We start from the raw sequence: 15216 nt of genomic DNA on the forward strand, positions 1-15216 counted from the left end.
GCGTGGATGCGCCGCCGCGTTGCGGGAAGACGGCCGGCGGCCCGCGCCGGCCGGCCCGCTTTTTACTGGACCTGGATGTTGTTGTCGCGCGCCACCTTGGCGTAGCGCGGGATCTCGGCCTTGATCAGCGCGCCGAACTGCTCTGGCGTGCCACCCGCGGGCGACACGCCCGTGGGCTCCAGCTGCGCGACCAGCTCGGGCGCCTTCAGGCCGGTGTTGATGGCGCCGTTGATCTTGGCCAGCACCGCGGGCGGGAGGTTCTTGGGCGCGATCAGGCCGTGCCAGGCCACCACGTCGTAGTCGGGCAGGCCGGCTTCGGCGATGGCGGGCAGGTCCGGGTAGGCCGCCAGGCGCTGGGCCGTGGTCACGCCCAGGGCGCGCAGCTTGCCGGCCTTCACATGCGGCATCAGCGCCTCGGTGCCGGCCACCAGCAGGTCCACGTTGCCGGCCACCAGGTCGGTCACGGCCGGGCCGGTGCCCTTGTAGGGAATGTGCGTGCCCTTGACCTTGGCCATGCCGAACAGGTATTCGGTCGTGATGTGCAGGTGGCTGCCGTTGCCGGCCGAGGCGAAGGCGACCTTGCCGGGGTTCTTGCGCATGTAGTCCAGCAGTTCGGCCATGTTCTTGGCCGGCACCTTGTTGGGGTTGATGCACAGCACGTAGGCGCCCTTGGACAGCTGGATCACGGGCGTGATGTCGGCCACCGGGTCGAACTTGAGCTTGTACAGCGCCGGGTTGACGGTGTAGCTGCCCGCCACCAGCAGCAGCGTGTAGCCGTCCGCGGGCTGGTGCAGCGCATAGTCCGTCCCCAGCGTGCCGCCGGCGCCGGGCCGGTTGTCGACGATCACCGACTGGCCCACGCCCTTGGCCAGCAGGTTGGAGCCCACGCGGGCGATGAAGTCCGAGCCGCCGCCCGGCGCGAAAGGGCACACGATGCGGATCGGCTTGTTGGGGTAGCCGTCCTGCGCGGCGGCGTCGAAGCCGAGCGGCAGGGCCAGGCTGGCGAGGCCGGTGTTGAAGAGGCGGCGATTGAGGGTCACGAAGATGTCTCCAGATGGGCGGGCCGCACCATGCGGCCGGCCGGGCGCGGGATGGTCGGCGTCTCAACCTGACGGGAACCTGCGCGGATCGCGCGAAGGAGGGCCATCGCTCAACCGCGCTGATCCAGCGGCACGAAGGCGCGGTCCTCGGGGCCGGTGTAGACCGCGCTGGGCCGGATGATCTTGTTGTCCTGCCGCTGCTCGATCACATGGGCCGCCCAGCCGCTGGTGCGGGCAATGACGAACAGCGGCGTGAACATGGCCGTGGGCACGCCCATGCGGTGGTAGCTCACGGCGCTGAACCAGTCAAGGTTGGGGAACATGCGCTTGGCCTGCCACATGACCGACTCCAGCCGCTCGGCGATGTCGAACAGCCGCGGGTCGCCCGCCTGCTGCGACAGGCGCCGGGCGACGCCCTTGATGACGGCATTGCGCGGATCGGCCACCGTGTAGACCGGGTGGCCGAAGCCGATCACGACCTCCTTCGCGTCCACCCGCCGGCGGATGTCGGCCTCGGCCTCGTCCGGCGTGGCATAGCGCTGCTGCACCTCGAAGGCAACCTCGTTGGCACCGCCATGCCTGGGGCCGCGCAGCGCGCCGATGGCGCCGGCGATGCACGAATACATGTCGCTGCCCGTGCCCGCGATGACCCGCGCGGCGAAGGTGCTGGCGTTGAACTCGTGCTCGGCATAGAGGTTGAGCGAGGTGTGCATGGCGCGCACCCAATCCTCGCCGGGCCGCCGGCCGTGCAGCAGGTGCAGGAAGTGGCCGGCGATGGCGTCGTCGTCGGTCTCGACCTCGATGCGCCGGCCGTTGGTGCTCCAGTGGTGCCAGTACAGCAGCATCGAGCCCAGGCAGGCCAGCAGGCGGTCGGCGATGTTGCGGGCGCCGGCGGCGCCGTGGCCGTCCTTCTCGGGCAGCACACAGCCCAGGGCCGAGACGCCGGTGCGCATCACGTCCATGGGATGGGCGGCGGCGGGCAGCCGCTCCAGGGCGGCCTTCACGCTGGCGGGCAGGCCGCGCAGGGCCCGCAGCCGCGCCTTGTAGGCCGCGAGTTCGGCGCGATTGGGCAGCGTGCCGTGCACCAGCAGGTGCGCGATCTCCTCGAAGTCGCAGACTTCGGCGATGTCCAGGATGTCGTAGCCGCGGTAGTGCAGGTCGTTGCCGCTGCGGCCCACCGTGCACAAGGCCGTGGTGCCGGCGGCCACGCCGGAAAGCGCGACGGACTTCTTGGGCTTGAAGGCGGGCGCGGCGTCGGGCGCAGGGGCGAGTGCGGTGGCAAGGCTCATGGGGCAGGTCTCCTGACGGTGTGCAGCGGCGGAACAGCCGGCTTGCAAGGCTTCGCAATCTACGCAGAATGGCGCCCTCCCACCAGGACTGAAAAGGCGAATCGGTGCGAACGAAATCGGCGAATCTGCGAATCCTGCGAATCACTGGGCCACGGAGTTGCGCATGAAGAAGAGCTTCATGGGCGTGCGCCTGCGCAAGCTGCGGGCCGAGCGCGGCCTCTCGCAGATCGCCATGGCGCAGGCGCTGGGCCTGTCGCCCAGCTACCTCAACCAGCTGGAGCAGAACCAGCGTCCGCTCACGGTGGCGGTGCTGCTGCGGCTGAACCGGACGCTGGGCGTCGACATCCAGGCCTTCTCCGAAGACGACGAGGCACGCCTGGTGGCCGGCCTGCGCGAGGCCCTGGCCGATGCCGCCGAGCCGGTCAGCCTGCCCGAGATGCAGGAGGTGGCCGCCCAGATGCCCGCGCTGGGCCGCGCGCTGGTCGCGCTGCACCGCCGTCAACTCGACCTGCAGGCCCAGCTGGAGACCATGGCGCTGCGCCTGGGCGACGACCGGTCGTCCGAACTCGGGTTGCCGCGCGCCACGCCCTTCGAGGCGGTGCGCGATTTCTTCTTTGCCCAGCGGAACCACTTCGATCCACTGGACCGCGCGGCCGAGTCGCTGGCGGCGCAGACCCGCGCACGCGGCGGCGCCATGGCACCCTGGCTGGCGGAGCGCCTGCGCGAGCGGCACGACGTGCGGGTCACGCAGGCCGATGCAACCGGCATCGGCGGCAAGCGGCAGTACGACGCGGCCAGCCGCACGCTGACCCTCTCGCCGCTGCTGGCACCGGCGCAGCAGGCCTTCCAGATGGCCACGCAACTCGCCTTCCTGGAGATGGCCGACACGCTCTCGGCGCTGACCGGCGACGCGCCCTTCGACGCCGACGCGCCGGCCCGCCGGCTGGCGCGCATCGGCCTGGCCAACTACTTCGCGGGCGCGCTGCTGCTGCCCTATGGCGAGTATCTGGAGGCCGCCGACCGGCTGCGGCACGACATCGACCTGCTGGCGCTGCGCTTCGGCGTGGGCTTCGAGACGGCCTGCCACCGCCTGAGCACGCTGCAGCGCCCGAGTGCGCCGGGCGTGCCCTTCTTCTTCGTGCGGGTGGACCGGGCGGGCAACATCTCCAAACGGCAGTCGGCCACGCACTTCCACTTCAGCCGCACGGGCGGCACCTGCCCGCTGTGGGCAGTGTACGAAGCCTTCAGCCAGCCGGGGCGCATCCTGCCGCAGCTGGCCCGCATGCCCGACGGCCGCACCAGCCTGTGGGTGGCGCGCACGGTGGCTGGCGGCAGCCGCGGCTGGGGCGCCCCGCGCCAGACCTTCGCCATCGGCCTGGGCTGCGACATCCGGCATGCGCCTCGCCTGGTCTATGCCTATGGACTGGACCTGCAGGACCCGGCCCGCGCCACGCCCATCGGCATGGGCTGCAAGGTGTGCGAGCGGCGCGACTGCGCCCAACGCGCCTTTCCCTTCGTCGGCCAGCCGCTCAAGGTGGACGAGCAGCGCACCGAATTCATTCCCTATGGTTGCAGCTGATCGCATGCCGAGGGCCGGCCGATGTCGCCCGCGAGCGCCCGGGCAGATGCACCAAAGCCGTGCGCCACGTAGGATGCGGGCGGCGGCCACGACCGCCCCGTACCGGCCGCCCCGAGCCGGCCAGCCTCTTCCCGCCGGCAGCCGCGCGCCGGCATTGCCTGCGTGACCATGCCATCTCTCTCCTGGGCCGATCTGGCGGCCCGCTTCCGTCCCGCCGCCGCCCGGGTGGACGCCCGCGAACGGCTGCGGGCCTTCGCCGGTGCCGGGCTGGGCATCCTGCTCACGGCCCTGATCGCCCGCTGGTGGGCCCTGCGCACCGGCATGAGCACCCCCTGGCTGGTGGCCCCGCTGGGCGCCAGCGCGGTGCTGGTGTTCGCGGTGCCGGCCAGCCCGCTGGCCCAGCCCTGGGCCGTGGTGGGCGGCAACACCGTCTCGGCGCTGGTGGGCAGCGCCTGCGCCCTGCTGATTCCCGACCCGGCCTGGGCGGGCGCGGTGGCGGTGCTGGCGGCCATCGCCGTGATGTTCGCGCTGCGCTGCCTGCATCCGCCGGGCGGCGCCTCGGCCCTGCTGGCGGCGCTGGGCGGCGTGGGTTTCGGCTTCGCGCTCTTTCCGATGCTGGTCGACTCGCTGCTGCTGGTGCTGGCGGGCATGCTCTACAACGGCCTGACCGGCCGGCGCTATCCGCATGCGCCGCAGGCCCCGGCCCCCGCGTCGGCGGCCGACCGCTTTTCTGCCACCGACCTGGACGCGGCACTGGCCCATTACAACCAGGTGCTGGACGTGAGCCGCGACGACCTGCAGGACATCCTGCAGTACGCCGAATCGGCCGCCTACGAGCGCAACTTCGGCCACCTGCAATGCGCCGAGGTGATGTCGCCCGAACCGGCGTCGGTGCAGTTCGGCACACCGCTGGACGAAGCCTGGGCGCTGATGCGCACGCGGGGCGTGAAGGCCCTGCCGGTGGTGGACCGCTCGCAGCGCGTGGTGGGCATCCTGACGCGGGCCGACTTCCTGCGCCATGCCGGCTGGGAGCAGCGCGAAGGCGTGGGCGAGCGCCTGCGCACACTGCTGCGGCGCGACGGCCTCACCCATTCCGACAAGCCCGAGACCGTCGGCCAGATCATGACCCGCGAGGTGCGCGTGGTGAGCGGCCACCGCCGCATCGCCGAGCTGGTGCCGCTGTTCGCCGAGGCGGGGCATCACCACCTGCCGGTGATCGATGCCGACAAGCGGCTGGTGGGCATCATCACGCAGTCGGACGTGGTGCGCGCGCTTCACCGGGCCACCCGCCCCGCGGGTTGAGGACGCAACGGAGCCACGGAGTCGACCATGAAGAAAACGGTGACGAGACGACAAGGCGGGCCGGAGGCGGCTCGCGCGCGGCAGGGACCCGGCGTGCGCCCACGCCTTGCACGCGGGGTCGTGCTGGCCCTGGCACTTCTGGCCGGCACGCTGAGCAGCGCCCAGGCCGCCGACGAGATGCAGCGCCGCATGGCCGCCTGCACCACCTGCCACGGCCGCGAGGGGCTGGCGACCAATTCCGGCTACTTCCCGCGGCTGGCGGGCAAGCCGGCCGGCTACCTCTATGACCAGCTTCGCAGCTTCCGCGACGGCCGGCGCCAGCAGGCCGACATGAACCACCTGCTGGCCCAGCTCTCGGATGCCTACCTGCGCGAGATGGCCGAGTACTTCGCCGGGCTGGACCTGCCCTATCCCGCGCCCACGCCCTCCGACCTGCCGGCCGCCGAGCTGGCACGCGGCCGGGCGCTGGTGTTCGAAGGCGATGCAACGCGCGGCATTCCGGCCTGCGTGCGCTGCCACGGACCGGCGCTCACCGGCGTGCAGCCGGGCATTCCGGGGCTGCTGGGGCTGCCGCGCCTGTACATCGCCTCGCAGTTGGGCGCCTGGGTCACGGGCGACCGGCGCGCACTGGCACCCGACTGCATGGCAGAGGTCGGAAGGCGGCTCAAGAGCGAGGACATCCGCGCCGTCGCCGGTTGGCTGGCCGCGCAGCCGGTGCCGGCGAACTACAAGGCCGTGCCCCCGTCGGCCCTGCCCGCGGGCCTGCCGGTGGCGTGCAGCGCGATGGAGGCGCACCAATGAGCGCGCCCCGTGCTGCCGGGACCGAAGCCCGCCTGTTCGGATTCCGACGCGTTGCCCTGTGGAGCGGATTGGCCCTCGCCGCCGTGCTCGCCGCACTGGCGACCACCGTGGTGCTGCTCAACCTGCGCGGCGAAGCCCCGATCCGCGGGGACCTGCCGCCGCCCGCGGCCTCGGCCGCGCAGCTCGACCGCGGCCGCTACCTGGCCATTGCCGGCAACTGCGCCGGCTGCCACACCGCCCGAGGCGGCGCCGCCTATGCAGGCGGGCGCGGCATCGAGACGCCCTTCGGCACGCTGTATGCCGGCAACCTCACACCCGACCCGCTCACCGGCCTCGGCCAGTGGAACGCCGACCATTTCTGGCGCGCCCTGCACCATGGCCGCTCGCGCAACGGGCGGCTGCTGTATCCGGCCTTTCCGTACACCAGCTTCACGCAGGTCACGCGCGAGGATTCGGACGCGCTCTTCGCCTGGCTGCAGAGCCTGCCGCCGGTGACGCAGGCCAACCGGCCGCACACGCTGCGCTTTCCCTACGACACGCAGGTCGCGCTGGCCGTGTGGCGGGCGCTGTTCTTCCGGCCGGCCGAGTTCGTGCCCGAGCCCGGTCGCTCGGCCGAGCACAACCGCGGCGCCTACCTGGTGCAGGGCCTGGGCCACTGCATCGCCTGCCACGGCAGCCGCAACACGCTGGGCGCAACCGATGTGAGCCGCGGCCTGGCCGGCGGCATGCTGCCCGGCGAGAACTGGTATGCACCCGCACTCGACGCGCCGCACGAGGCGGGCGTGGCCGGCTGGCCGCTGCAGGACATCGTGGCGCTGCTCAAGACCGGCCGCACCGAGCATGGCTCGGTGCTGGGCCCCATGGCCGAGGTGGTGTACCGCAGCACGCAGCACATGAGCGACGCGGACCTGCAGGCGATGGCGCTGTACCTGAAGGAGCTGCCGCAGCAGCCCGCGCCGCCTGCCCCCACCCAGCCACCGCACCGCAACGTGTCGCTGCTGGCCCGCGGCGAGAAGATCTATGCCCAGCAATGCGCCTGGTGCCACGGCGACCAGGGCCAGGGGGAGCCGGGCGCCTTCCCGCCGCTCGCGGGCAACCGGGCAGTCAACCTGGCCAACCCGGTCAACCTGGTGCAGGTGGTGCGACGCGGCGGCTACCCGCCGGCCACCGAGGGCAATCCGCGCCCCTACGGCATGCCTCCCTTCGGCCATGTGCTGAGCGATGAGGACATTGCCGCGGTGCTGAGTTATGTGCGAAGCAGCTGGGGCAATACGGGGGCAGAAGTCACGCTGCGCGAAGTCATGCAACGCTGAAGGCGAGCATCCAGCGCCGCGCGCCGCGGCTGTCGCGCAGCACAACGGAGAGCTGAAACGACAACGCCCGCGCGGACAGGCCGAGCAGGCGGGCTTGGTGGTGCAGGCCGGCTGGCGTCACGGAGCGCCGGCCAGCCGCGGGCGCATCAGTTGTCGAGCGTCAGCTTCTGCTTCTGCACCACGTCCTTGTAGACCGCGTACTCGGCCTTGATCTGTTCAGCAAACTGCTCGGGCGTGTTGGCCACGATGATCGAGCCGGTGTCTTCGATGCGCTTGCGCACGGCCGGGTCTTCGAGGGCCTTCTTGGTGCCCATGCTGATCTTGTCGACCACCTCCTTCGGCAGGCCCTTGGGCCCCAGGATGCCGTAGTAGGCCATGCGGTTCACCGGCTCCAGGCCCACTTCCTTGAAGGTGGGCACATTGGGCAGCTCCTTCAGGCGCTGCGGCGCGGCCACCACGATGGGCACCAGCTTGCCGGCCTTGATGAAGGGCAGCGCCGAGGGCAGGTTGTCGAAGATCATGGGCACCTGGCCCGCCACCACATCGTTGAGGGCCGGACCGGCGCCGCGATAGGGAATGTGCGTGATGAAGGTGCCGGTCACGCTCTTGTAGAGCTCCATCAGCAGGTGGCCGATGCCGCCGGTGCCGGAGGTGCCGTACGAGTACTTGCCCGGGTTCTTCTTCAGCTCGGCAATGAAGCCCGCGTAGTCCTTGGCCGGAAAGCTGGGGTTCACGGCGATCACGTTGGGCGTGGCCGCGATGTTGATGATGGGCGTGAAGTCCGTCAGCGGGTTGTACGGCGTCTTGGGGTTGATCGCCGGATTGGCGGCCGTGCTGGACACGGTGGCCACGCCCAGCTTGTAGCCGTCCGGCGTGGCGCGTGCGGTTTCCAGCGCGCCCACGGCGCCACCGCCGCCGGCCTTGTTGACCACCACCACCGGCTGACCCAGGATCTTGCCCAGCGGATCGGCAATGACGCGGCCCACGATGTCGGTCGTGCCGCCGGGTGCGAAGGGCACCTGCAGCTCGATCGGCCGCTCGGGATAGCCTTGCGCGAATGCGGCGGGCGCCGCAACGAGGGCGGCGAGCACGGCGCCACCCGCCAATGCCTTCCAGTGACTGCGTTGCATGGTTGTTTCCTTTTGTCGTGATCGGGAGCGGCCTCGTTGCGGGCCGGCCGGCAGTGTGGCGCGGCGGCGGGGCGGCGTCGTCCGTAGCCGCGGGCCGGCGGCCTCCGTGGCGCTACGCAGGGGTTATCCCCAATCCCGGCACGCGCAGTTCTAAAGGCCGTGCTCGCGCAGGAAGCGGTACAGCCCGTGGCTGTTGGCCACGCCCAGCTTGGCGAAGACATGGGCGCGGTGCGTCTCGATGGTGCGCAGCTCCACCGGCGCCAGCTCCTGCGCGATCTCCTTGTTGGGCTTGCCCTCGGCCACCAGCCGCGCCACCTGCATCTCGCGCGGCGTGAGCTTCTGCCACAGCGCCTGGGCGGCCTGCAGCGCCTGGCGGCGCTCGGCGTTGGCCTGGGCCTTCTCCAGCGCCTTGGCGACGGCGGCCAGCAGGCGCTCGTCGTTGCAGGGCTTTTCGAGCCAGCCCAGGGCGCCGTTCTGCACCGCCTCCACCGCCATGGGGATGTCGCCGTGGCCGGAGAGGAAGAGCACCTCCAGCGCGCTGTTGCATTGCCGCAGCGCGTCGAAGACCTGCAGCCCGCTCATGCCGCCCAGCCGCAGGTCGAGGATCACGCAGCCCGGGTGCTGCAGGTCGGCGCCGGCCAGGAAGTCCTCGCCGCTTTCGAAGGTGCGCACCGCATAGCCGCGTGACAGCAGCAGCAGGCCCAGCGAGCGGCGCACGGCCTCGTCGTCGTCGACGACACACAGGTTGTTGGCGGGCAGGGTCATGGGCAGGCGATGGGCAGTTCGAGCGTGAAGATCGTGCCGCCGCCTTCGCGTCCGGCAAAGAACAGGCGGCCGCGGTGGGCCTCGACGATGGTGCGGCAGATGTTCAGGCCCAGGCCGAGCCCGCCCGGGCGCGTGGTGAAGAAGGGCTCGAACACCTGGTCGGCGATGGCCGGATCGATGCCCGTGCCGCGGTCGGCCAGCTGCAGCTGGATGCAGCCCTCGCGCGGATGCGCCTCGATCTCGAGCCGGCGCTCCGCGGCCGGCACCGCGCGCATCGCATGCAGGCTGTTGGAGACCAGGTTGAGCAGCACCTGCTCCAGCAGCACGCGGTCGCCGCGCAGCAGCGGCAGGTCGTCGGGAATGCGCACCTCGGGCGTCACCTGGGACTCCCGCAGTTCGCCGCGCAGCAGGGCCAGCGCCTGCGCCACCAGCGTGGCGAGCGCGCAGTCCTCCGCGCCCGCGGTGCGCTGGCGCACGAAGCCGCGGATGCGCCGCACGATCTCGGCGCTGCGCTGGGCCTGCGCGATGGTGTCGTCCAGGCTCTGGGTCAGCAGTGCGCCCTCGCCGCGTTGCGCGAAGGCCTTGGCCGCACTCGCAAAGCTGCTCAACGCCATCAGCGGCTGGTTCAGCTCGTGGGCCAGCGTCGAGGCCATCTCGCCCAGGCTGGCCAGGCGCTGGGCATGCTGCAGCTGCGCTTCGTTCTGGCGCTGCTGCAGCTCGGCGCGCCGCTGCTCGGTCACGTCGACCACCGAACTCATCCAGCCCGCATGCCGGCCCTCGGCGTCGATCAGCGGCGCGGTGTAGACCATGGTGATGACCTCGTGCCCGTCCTTGTGCCGCAGTCGCGACTCGTGGCCATCGGGCGCGCTGCGGCCACTCATCATGGCGTCGTAGTGGTGCCAGTGGCGCGTGACCTCGTCGGGATGCCAGTAGGGATAGGGCGGCAGCCGGCCCAGCAGTTCACCGGCCTCGAAGCCCGTCATCTGGCAGAAGGCGGGATTGACGTAGGTGATGCGCCCCTCCATGTCGCGCGCCCGCATGCCCACGGGCAGCGCGTCTTCCATGGCCTTGCGGAAGGCATGCGCCTCGCCCAGGGCGTGGGTGCGCTCCTCGACGCGCAGCTCCAACTCGCGGCGGGCGTCGCGCTGCTCGGCAAAGCGCCGCTCGCGCAGGCGCCAGTAGAGCCCGCCCAGCAACAGCAGGCTCAGGCACAGCACGGCGACCATCCACGCGCTCTCGCGCGTGCGCAGCACCTGGTCGTGGTCGGCCATCACCGTCAGCGTCCACGGCAGGTCTTCCACCGGCTCGCTCACCGCCAGGAAGTGGCGGGCCTGACCGTCGATCTGCGTGCGGATCAAGGCGCCGGGCCGGTCGCCGTCCCGCGCCACCTTCCAGGGCAGTTGCGGAAAGCTGGCACGCGGACCGTACTGCTGGTCGCGCCGCACCTGCGCCAGCCCCTCGGCATCGACCGGCCGCGTGGCGTGGTAGAGCCACTGCGGCACGGAGCTGAGGAAGACGATGCCCCGCGCATCGGTGAGCAGGATCGGATCCTTGGCGATGCGCCAGGACTCCTGCAGCTGCCGCAGGCTGACCTTGACGGTGACGACGCCCAGCACCTGGTCACCGTCGCCCCGTACCGGCGCCGAGATGAACAGTCCGGGCTCGCCGGTGGTCTGCCCCACACCGTAGAAGCGCCCGCTGCGGCCCGCCAGCGCCTCGGTGAAGTACGGGCGGTTGGCATAGGAATGGCCGACGAAGCTCTGTGGCGCGGCCCAGTTGCTGGCGGCCAGCGTGACGCCGTGCGCGTCGATGAGATAGAGCACGTCGGAGCCGGCCAGCCGGTTGAGTTCTTCGAGGTAGCGGTTGGCGCTCTGGCCGAGCGCGGCCTGCCCGGGCGCGTTCAGCAGCGCGAGCACCACAGGGTGCAGGGCCGCGGTGAAGGGCAGGTGCCGGTAGCGGCCGGTGGCATCGCGCAGGCCCGAGAGCTGGACCTCTGCCGCGCGGCGGATTTCGTCGGCCTGGTTGCGGGCGGCGCGGTCGGCGGCCCATTGGCCGGCGAGGGCGATGATGAGGACGGCTGCGGCGAGAAGGGCGCTCCAGGCGGCAAGACGGCGCCAGCGGGGCGAAGCCCGGAGAGCGGCGACATCACTGGTGAGCGAAGCGGAAGGCGGCATGAGCGGGCCGCGATTTTCATGCAGCGACGCTTGGCGGAGTCAGCGGGCCGGATAGTCCGTTAATGCGGAGGGAAGCCAAGATTGGCGGAAGCGGTGGCTTACGCCTGCACTAGTGATGCCAGGGATTCGAACTGCCGCAGCTCGAGCGGCTGCCATGCTGACGCCGCAACGGCTTGCGAATGGCCTTTAGCAGCCGCTCCCATCACGATCAGACCTTCGAGCGCTTTTGATACTCGCGGGGCTTCACGACCCGATACACCGCCCGCTTGATCACCGAGGCCGACACGCCGTATTCCGTAGCCAAGCCAGCCTGAGTGACCCCACCAGCAACGTAGCGCCGGACAATTTCCGCCTCATCCTCTGCGGTCAAGGTCCGCTTCCTGCCAAGGCTGACACCCCGGAGCTTTGCCGCCTGCTGCCCAGCAATGGACCGCTCGCGAATGATGGCCCGCTCCAACTGGGCGACAGAGCCAAGGACCTGCACAACAAACATGCCCATGGACGTCGTCGTATCGAGCGGCTCCGTGACGCTTCGAATCATCGCACCGGTCCTCTCCAGGCGACGCAAGATATCAAGCAGATCAGCCAGGCTCCGAGCTATGCGGTCAATCTTGTACACAACGAGCGTATCGCCAGGACGCAAAGCATCTAAGCACCTTGCAAGCTCAGGACGCCCCCTCTGCGAAGCCCCGCTAGCCTTCTCCTGGAACACCTCTGTACAGCCTGCAGCCTTCAACGCATCAAGCTGCAAAAACGTCTCCTGCTCGCGCGTCGACACACGCGCATACCCAAACACGGTCATTACACAACCTCACGGGGCCAGGGCACAGACACACCCCGAAATATCATGAACACGCCTACCCCGATAGCGCCTAGGCCCCCTCACTCCGAAAAGGAACGCAGCAATGAAGCCGAGCACGTTTGAACAACAGTTCCAACAGATGATGACCACCTATCTGATAGCCGAACTAGCAGCACTCATCATCGCGTTACTCGTGTTCTTCGGACTCAGTTATCTAGCGATGCGCTATGCGATCCGAGACGGCATCAGGGAAGCCCTCAAGATGGATCGCCGCCTGATGACTCAAGGACGAGCAGACACCAGCCATCTACCCGACATGCGCGCCGACTAGCCAATCGACATCGACAAGCCGCCCCTCTCCGGCAAAGAAAAACCAGTCCCCTTCCGGACCAATCCAGGCCCCAGCCACCTCACCCGACATACCTACCGCCCGATAGGCATCAACGATCAAATCCCGAAGGGAGTCGGTCTCCAGCTTGACAGCATCAGGGATCGACATTTCCCCAAAACGCGTCCACCGATTGGTCCACTTCTCGCCTTCAGCAAAGGCCTTCGTGATGTATTTACTAATGTAGGCAGCAATGCGAGCGCAGCTGCTTCGATGGGCACGGAACCGCTTCGACACATCGATATTGCCGCCCAGGTCACCCGTCACACTGCGCCAGATGGCCCGTATGACGTTGAAGCTCTTCACACCATGACCCATGGCCATGAGCCGTGCAGGACAAGCCAAGTGAACATGCCAGGCACCGCGTTTCTGCCGCTCAAAACCGGCAACAGCAGCGAAGCCAGGACAGACCCTACGAAGACGGCGCACGAACTCTTTCAGATGCCTCTTGCAGAGCGCCAAGTCATCCTGATTGGCACGATAGGTAAGGGTGAGAAGGGCATCCGCATTGAACGTCTTGCACAGGCGACGGATGTTGGACTTAGCCCGATTGGCAGCAACAGAGAGAGACAAGGCCCTGCGCTTTGCCTCAGCCTCCGCCCGTTGCTCATCCGTGGGCTCAGGCAACAGGCCCAGCCGGAGGGCACGCAGATAAGCCCGTTGATCATTGGTGAGATCGTCCGTGGTGCCCTCATACCAGACCGATGGTCTATGAGCAGTGACCTCGACCTGAGAAGCACTCAGGCGCCGAATACTGGCCCGGTAGCGAGTGCCACGCTCACGGAACCAACATGTACCGTCAACACAGACGATGACGCCCCCTGGGAGCTTGCATTCGACAGGGGATGTGAAAGCGGGATAATCACGCATGCATCGGCCCTCCTATGGCCCTTGCAACTTCCGACCCCGGACTGCCCTGCCAGGCTTCCGGGGTCTTTCTTTTGGCACCTCAGAACATCCATGTTCCAAAGTGTTTATTGGATAAATCTAGGCTCGCTTCGCTCGCCCGGCGGCCGCGCGGCCTCCGGCCTCCCCGCGGCCCGCCCCGGCCGGAGGAGACGAAGCGCACCCCGCACAGGGAACAGCACACCGGCCACCGGACACCAGGCACACGGGAAGGTCCTCACACTGCGTAGCGATGCAGCGGGCCACCACGTCGCCTAGGGCGACAGCGGCGGCGCACCGGCCGCGACGGCTGCACGCCGTCGATTGCTCAGCAGGAAGGATCGGGGTCACTTGCCGCCCTTGGTCAACGTGGACGCCGCCACCTGCCGGGCCGCAGGGGCCTCAAAAACGGTCAGGCCGCCCGTAGCGGGCTTTTCAGGCGCTGCCGCACCATCCACCCTCACCGCAGCCGCCACGCGCGTGGAGCCGTCCTCTCGTCGCTTCGGGTCAGGCTCGAAATCGAGGAAGAACCCACCCGCCACGATTTGTTTGCACAGAGCCTCGGACGTGGAATACGGCGTGCCCTGCTGGGTGAAGCACTTACACCCCGCAGAAGCCATGTACACGCAGGCAGCGGGATAGGGAGCACGCACGGGCTTGGCCACATCGTCATAACGGGGCGCAGTGAATGCCAGGCCAGGGATGCGCGCCTGATAGGCCGCCACGTTGGCCAACACTGGCCGAGGGGCCGCAGCAGCCACACCAGACCCACCAGGCACACCAGCACCGGCCGGGATGGCGGCATTGCCCATGAGCTGGCCACCATCGAGCTTCGACACCTTGTCACCCCATCCACTGATCGTGGTGTACGCCGCCCACACCAGGCCAAGGACACCGACGATCAACACCGGGAACGCCAACACACGCGCAGGAATGCGCACCTTCATGTTGTGTTCCGTGGCGGACTGATACCAGCCGAAGGCTTCCTTCGGGAATCGAAAGGCCGTCTTGAGGGCTTTGTTTATGTCGCCCTTGTCGTCAATGTCGATACACCGATCCAGCTCGATCACCGTCGACGTGGCCAGGCCGAAATTGCGACGCAGGTGCAAATGCCGATCCACGAAGCCACGCAGCGCAAAGTCCACCTGCTTCGGATACTGGCACGTAAAGATGAAGGTAAAGCCACGATGCCGATGCTTGTCCAACCGAGCGACGGCGTCGGGCATCGGATCACGCGCCCCACGCTGGGGAAAGAAGTCCTGCACCTCATCGACAAAGACCACCGACCCATCGGGAAGGTCCATCCACTTGCGAGGGTCACAGGGAAGCCAGTCGGTCCGAGTGAGGCCCCGCACATTGGCCGCGTAGACCTGCCGACCTTCCTTCGTGAACTGATCAGCCAGCATCATGGCCTTGAGCGTCTTGCCCGCACCAGGCAGGCCAGTGATGAACCACACACTCATTTGGTGAACCTCAGCACCCGGAATGCCAGACGCACGCCGATGGCAGCACCCCAGGCGGCAAGGTAGATCTTCACCGCCGTATAGATGCCCATGATCTTGAAGATGGCCACCACATCAGAGGGCGCACCATCCATGTAGGTGTTGATTGCAGAAGAGGCCTGCTGGAAGGCCTCATCCAACCCCTGATAGCTCACAAAGGCAATGCCCAGGCCCGCAAGGACACGCATGAGCATTTGGCCCACCACCCCCGTGAGGGCGGACATGATGACGCCAACCAACCACGGC

Annotated in this window: 14 protein-coding genes; 5 read left to right on the forward strand and 9 right to left on the reverse strand. The window is 68.8% G+C overall.

Going from position 1 to position 15216, the window contains the following annotated elements:
* Positions 1–62: 62 nt before the first annotated feature.
* Together ABIC63_RS01110 and prpC are read right to left on the reverse strand one after the other, a co-directional pair.
* Positions 63–1040, reverse strand: coding sequence for a tripartite tricarboxylate transporter substrate binding protein (locus tag ABIC63_RS01110; protein ID WP_354318379.1), 978 nt, complete (start codon positions 1038–1040; stop codon positions 63–65).
* A gap of 110 nt (positions 1041–1150) precedes the next feature.
* On the reverse strand, positions 1151–2329 hold the full coding sequence (gene prpC, locus ABIC63_RS01115) for a bifunctional 2-methylcitrate synthase/citrate synthase (protein ID WP_294367191.1): 1179 nt from the start codon (positions 2327–2329) through the stop codon (positions 1151–1153).
* Positions 2330–2492: 163 nt separating this feature from the next.
* On the opposite strand from prpC, the gene ABIC63_RS01120 reads away from it, so the two are divergent.
* From ABIC63_RS01120 to ABIC63_RS01135, 4 genes are all read left to right on the forward strand, one after another.
* The gene (locus ABIC63_RS01120; protein ID WP_294367188.1) at positions 2493–3908 is read left to right on the forward strand and encodes a short-chain fatty acyl-CoA regulator family protein; all 1416 of its coding nucleotides are present in this window, start codon (positions 2493–2495) and stop codon (positions 3906–3908) included.
* Between the two features lie 168 nt (positions 3909–4076).
* Positions 4077–5210, forward strand: a complete 1134-nt coding sequence (locus ABIC63_RS01125) for an HPP family protein (protein ID WP_294367186.1) — start codon at positions 4077–4079, stop codon at positions 5208–5210.
* A gap of 93 nt (positions 5211–5303) precedes the next feature.
* Positions 5304–6011 carry a c-type cytochrome gene (locus ABIC63_RS01130; protein ID WP_294367183.1) on the forward strand — a complete coding sequence of 236 codons (708 nt, stop codon included), beginning with the start codon at positions 5304–5306 and terminating at the stop codon, positions 6009–6011.
* A complete protein-coding gene (locus ABIC63_RS01135) occupies positions 6008–7324 on the forward strand; it encodes a c-type cytochrome (RefSeq protein WP_354318380.1) in 1317 nt (438 codons plus the stop codon). The genes ABIC63_RS01130 and ABIC63_RS01135 overlap by 4 nt, the downstream gene beginning before the upstream one ends.
* A gap of 146 nt (positions 7325–7470) precedes the next feature.
* On the opposite strand, the gene ABIC63_RS01140 is transcribed toward ABIC63_RS01135, so the two are convergent.
* The 4 genes from ABIC63_RS01140 to ABIC63_RS01155 form a co-directional block, all read right to left on the reverse strand.
* A complete protein-coding gene (locus ABIC63_RS01140; protein WP_294367176.1) occupies positions 7471–8454 on the reverse strand; it encodes a tripartite tricarboxylate transporter substrate binding protein BugE in 984 nt (327 codons plus the stop codon).
* A gap of 150 nt (positions 8455–8604) precedes the next feature.
* Positions 8605–9219 carry a response regulator transcription factor gene (locus ABIC63_RS01145; protein WP_354318381.1) on the reverse strand — a complete coding sequence of 205 codons (615 nt, stop codon included), beginning with the start codon at positions 9217–9219 and terminating at the stop codon, positions 8605–8607.
* Positions 9216–11393: a sensor histidine kinase gene (locus ABIC63_RS01150; protein ID WP_294367169.1), complete on the reverse strand. Its 2178-nt coding sequence runs from the start codon at positions 11391–11393 to the stop codon at positions 9216–9218. The genes ABIC63_RS01145 and ABIC63_RS01150 overlap by 4 nt, the downstream gene beginning before the upstream one ends.
* A gap of 208 nt (positions 11394–11601) precedes the next feature.
* Positions 11602–12195 (reverse strand): recombinase family protein, encoded by a 594-nt coding sequence (locus ABIC63_RS01155; RefSeq protein WP_354318382.1) that lies wholly within the window; start codon positions 12193–12195, stop codon positions 11602–11604.
* A gap of 103 nt (positions 12196–12298) precedes the next feature.
* Between ABIC63_RS01155 and ABIC63_RS01160 the strand changes: the two genes are divergently transcribed.
* Positions 12299–12526, forward strand: coding sequence for a hypothetical protein (locus tag ABIC63_RS01160; protein ID WP_354318383.1), 228 nt, complete (start codon positions 12299–12301; stop codon positions 12524–12526).
* Here ABIC63_RS01160 and ABIC63_RS01165 read toward each other — a convergent pair.
* The 3 genes from ABIC63_RS01165 to ABIC63_RS01175 form a co-directional block, all read right to left on the reverse strand.
* The gene (locus tag ABIC63_RS01165; protein WP_354318384.1) at positions 12503–13453 is read right to left on the reverse strand and encodes a rolling circle replication-associated protein; all 951 of its coding nucleotides are present in this window, start codon (positions 13451–13453) and stop codon (positions 12503–12505) included. The two genes, ABIC63_RS01160 and ABIC63_RS01165, sit on opposite strands and share 24 nt — an antisense overlap.
* Positions 13454–13815: 362 nt before the next feature.
* A complete protein-coding gene (locus tag ABIC63_RS01170; protein ID WP_354318385.1) occupies positions 13816–14931 on the reverse strand; it encodes a zonular occludens toxin domain-containing protein in 1116 nt (371 codons plus the stop codon).
* On the reverse strand, positions 14928–15194 hold the full coding sequence (locus tag ABIC63_RS01175) for a DUF2523 family protein (protein WP_354318386.1): 267 nt from the start codon (positions 15192–15194) through the stop codon (positions 14928–14930). The genes ABIC63_RS01170 and ABIC63_RS01175 overlap by 4 nt, the downstream gene beginning before the upstream one ends.
* Positions 15195–15216 lie beyond the last annotated feature (22 nt).

Source organism: Pseudacidovorax sp. 1753 (assembly GCF_040544975.1).
Lineage (GTDB): Bacteria > Pseudomonadota > Gammaproteobacteria > Burkholderiales > Burkholderiaceae_C > Xenophilus.

Bases quoted from the DNA above. Each gene is read 5' to 3' on its own strand.
- prpC (WP_294367191.1), bottom strand. From the start codon at position 2,329: ATGAGCCTTGCCACCGCACTCGCCCCTGCGCCCGACGCCGCGCCCGCC.
- ABIC63_RS01120 (WP_294367188.1), top strand. From the start codon at position 2,493: ATGAAGAAGAGCTTCATGGGCGTGCGCCTGCGCAAGCTGCGGGCCGAG.
- ABIC63_RS01125 (WP_294367186.1), top strand. From the start codon at position 4,077: ATGCCATCTCTCTCCTGGGCCGATCTGGCGGCCCGCTTCCGTCCCGCC.
- ABIC63_RS01135 (WP_354318380.1), top strand. From the start codon at position 6,008: ATGAGCGCGCCCCGTGCTGCCGGGACCGAAGCCCGCCTGTTCGGATTC.
- ABIC63_RS01140 (WP_294367176.1), bottom strand. From the start codon at position 8,454: ATGCAACGCAGTCACTGGAAGGCATTGGCGGGTGGCGCCGTGCTCGCC.
- ABIC63_RS01145 (WP_354318381.1), bottom strand. From the start codon at position 9,219: ATGACCCTGCCCGCCAACAACCTGTGTGTCGTCGACGACGACGAGGCC.
- ABIC63_RS01150 (WP_294367169.1), bottom strand. From the start codon at position 11,393: ATGCCGCCTTCCGCTTCGCTCACCAGTGATGTCGCCGCTCTCCGGGCT.
- ABIC63_RS01155 (WP_354318382.1), bottom strand. From the start codon at position 12,195: ATGACCGTGTTTGGGTATGCGCGTGTGTCGACGCGCGAGCAGGAGACG.
- ABIC63_RS01160 (WP_354318383.1), top strand. From the start codon at position 12,299: ATGAAGCCGAGCACGTTTGAACAACAGTTCCAACAGATGATGACCACC.
- ABIC63_RS01165 (WP_354318384.1), bottom strand. From the start codon at position 13,453: ATGCGTGATTATCCCGCTTTCACATCCCCTGTCGAATGCAAGCTCCCA.
- ABIC63_RS01170 (WP_354318385.1), bottom strand. From the start codon at position 14,931: ATGAGTGTGTGGTTCATCACTGGCCTGCCTGGTGCGGGCAAGACGCTC.
- ABIC63_RS01175 (WP_354318386.1), bottom strand. From the start codon at position 15,194: ATGTCCGCCCTCACGGGGGTGGTGGGCCAAATGCTCATGCGTGTCCTT.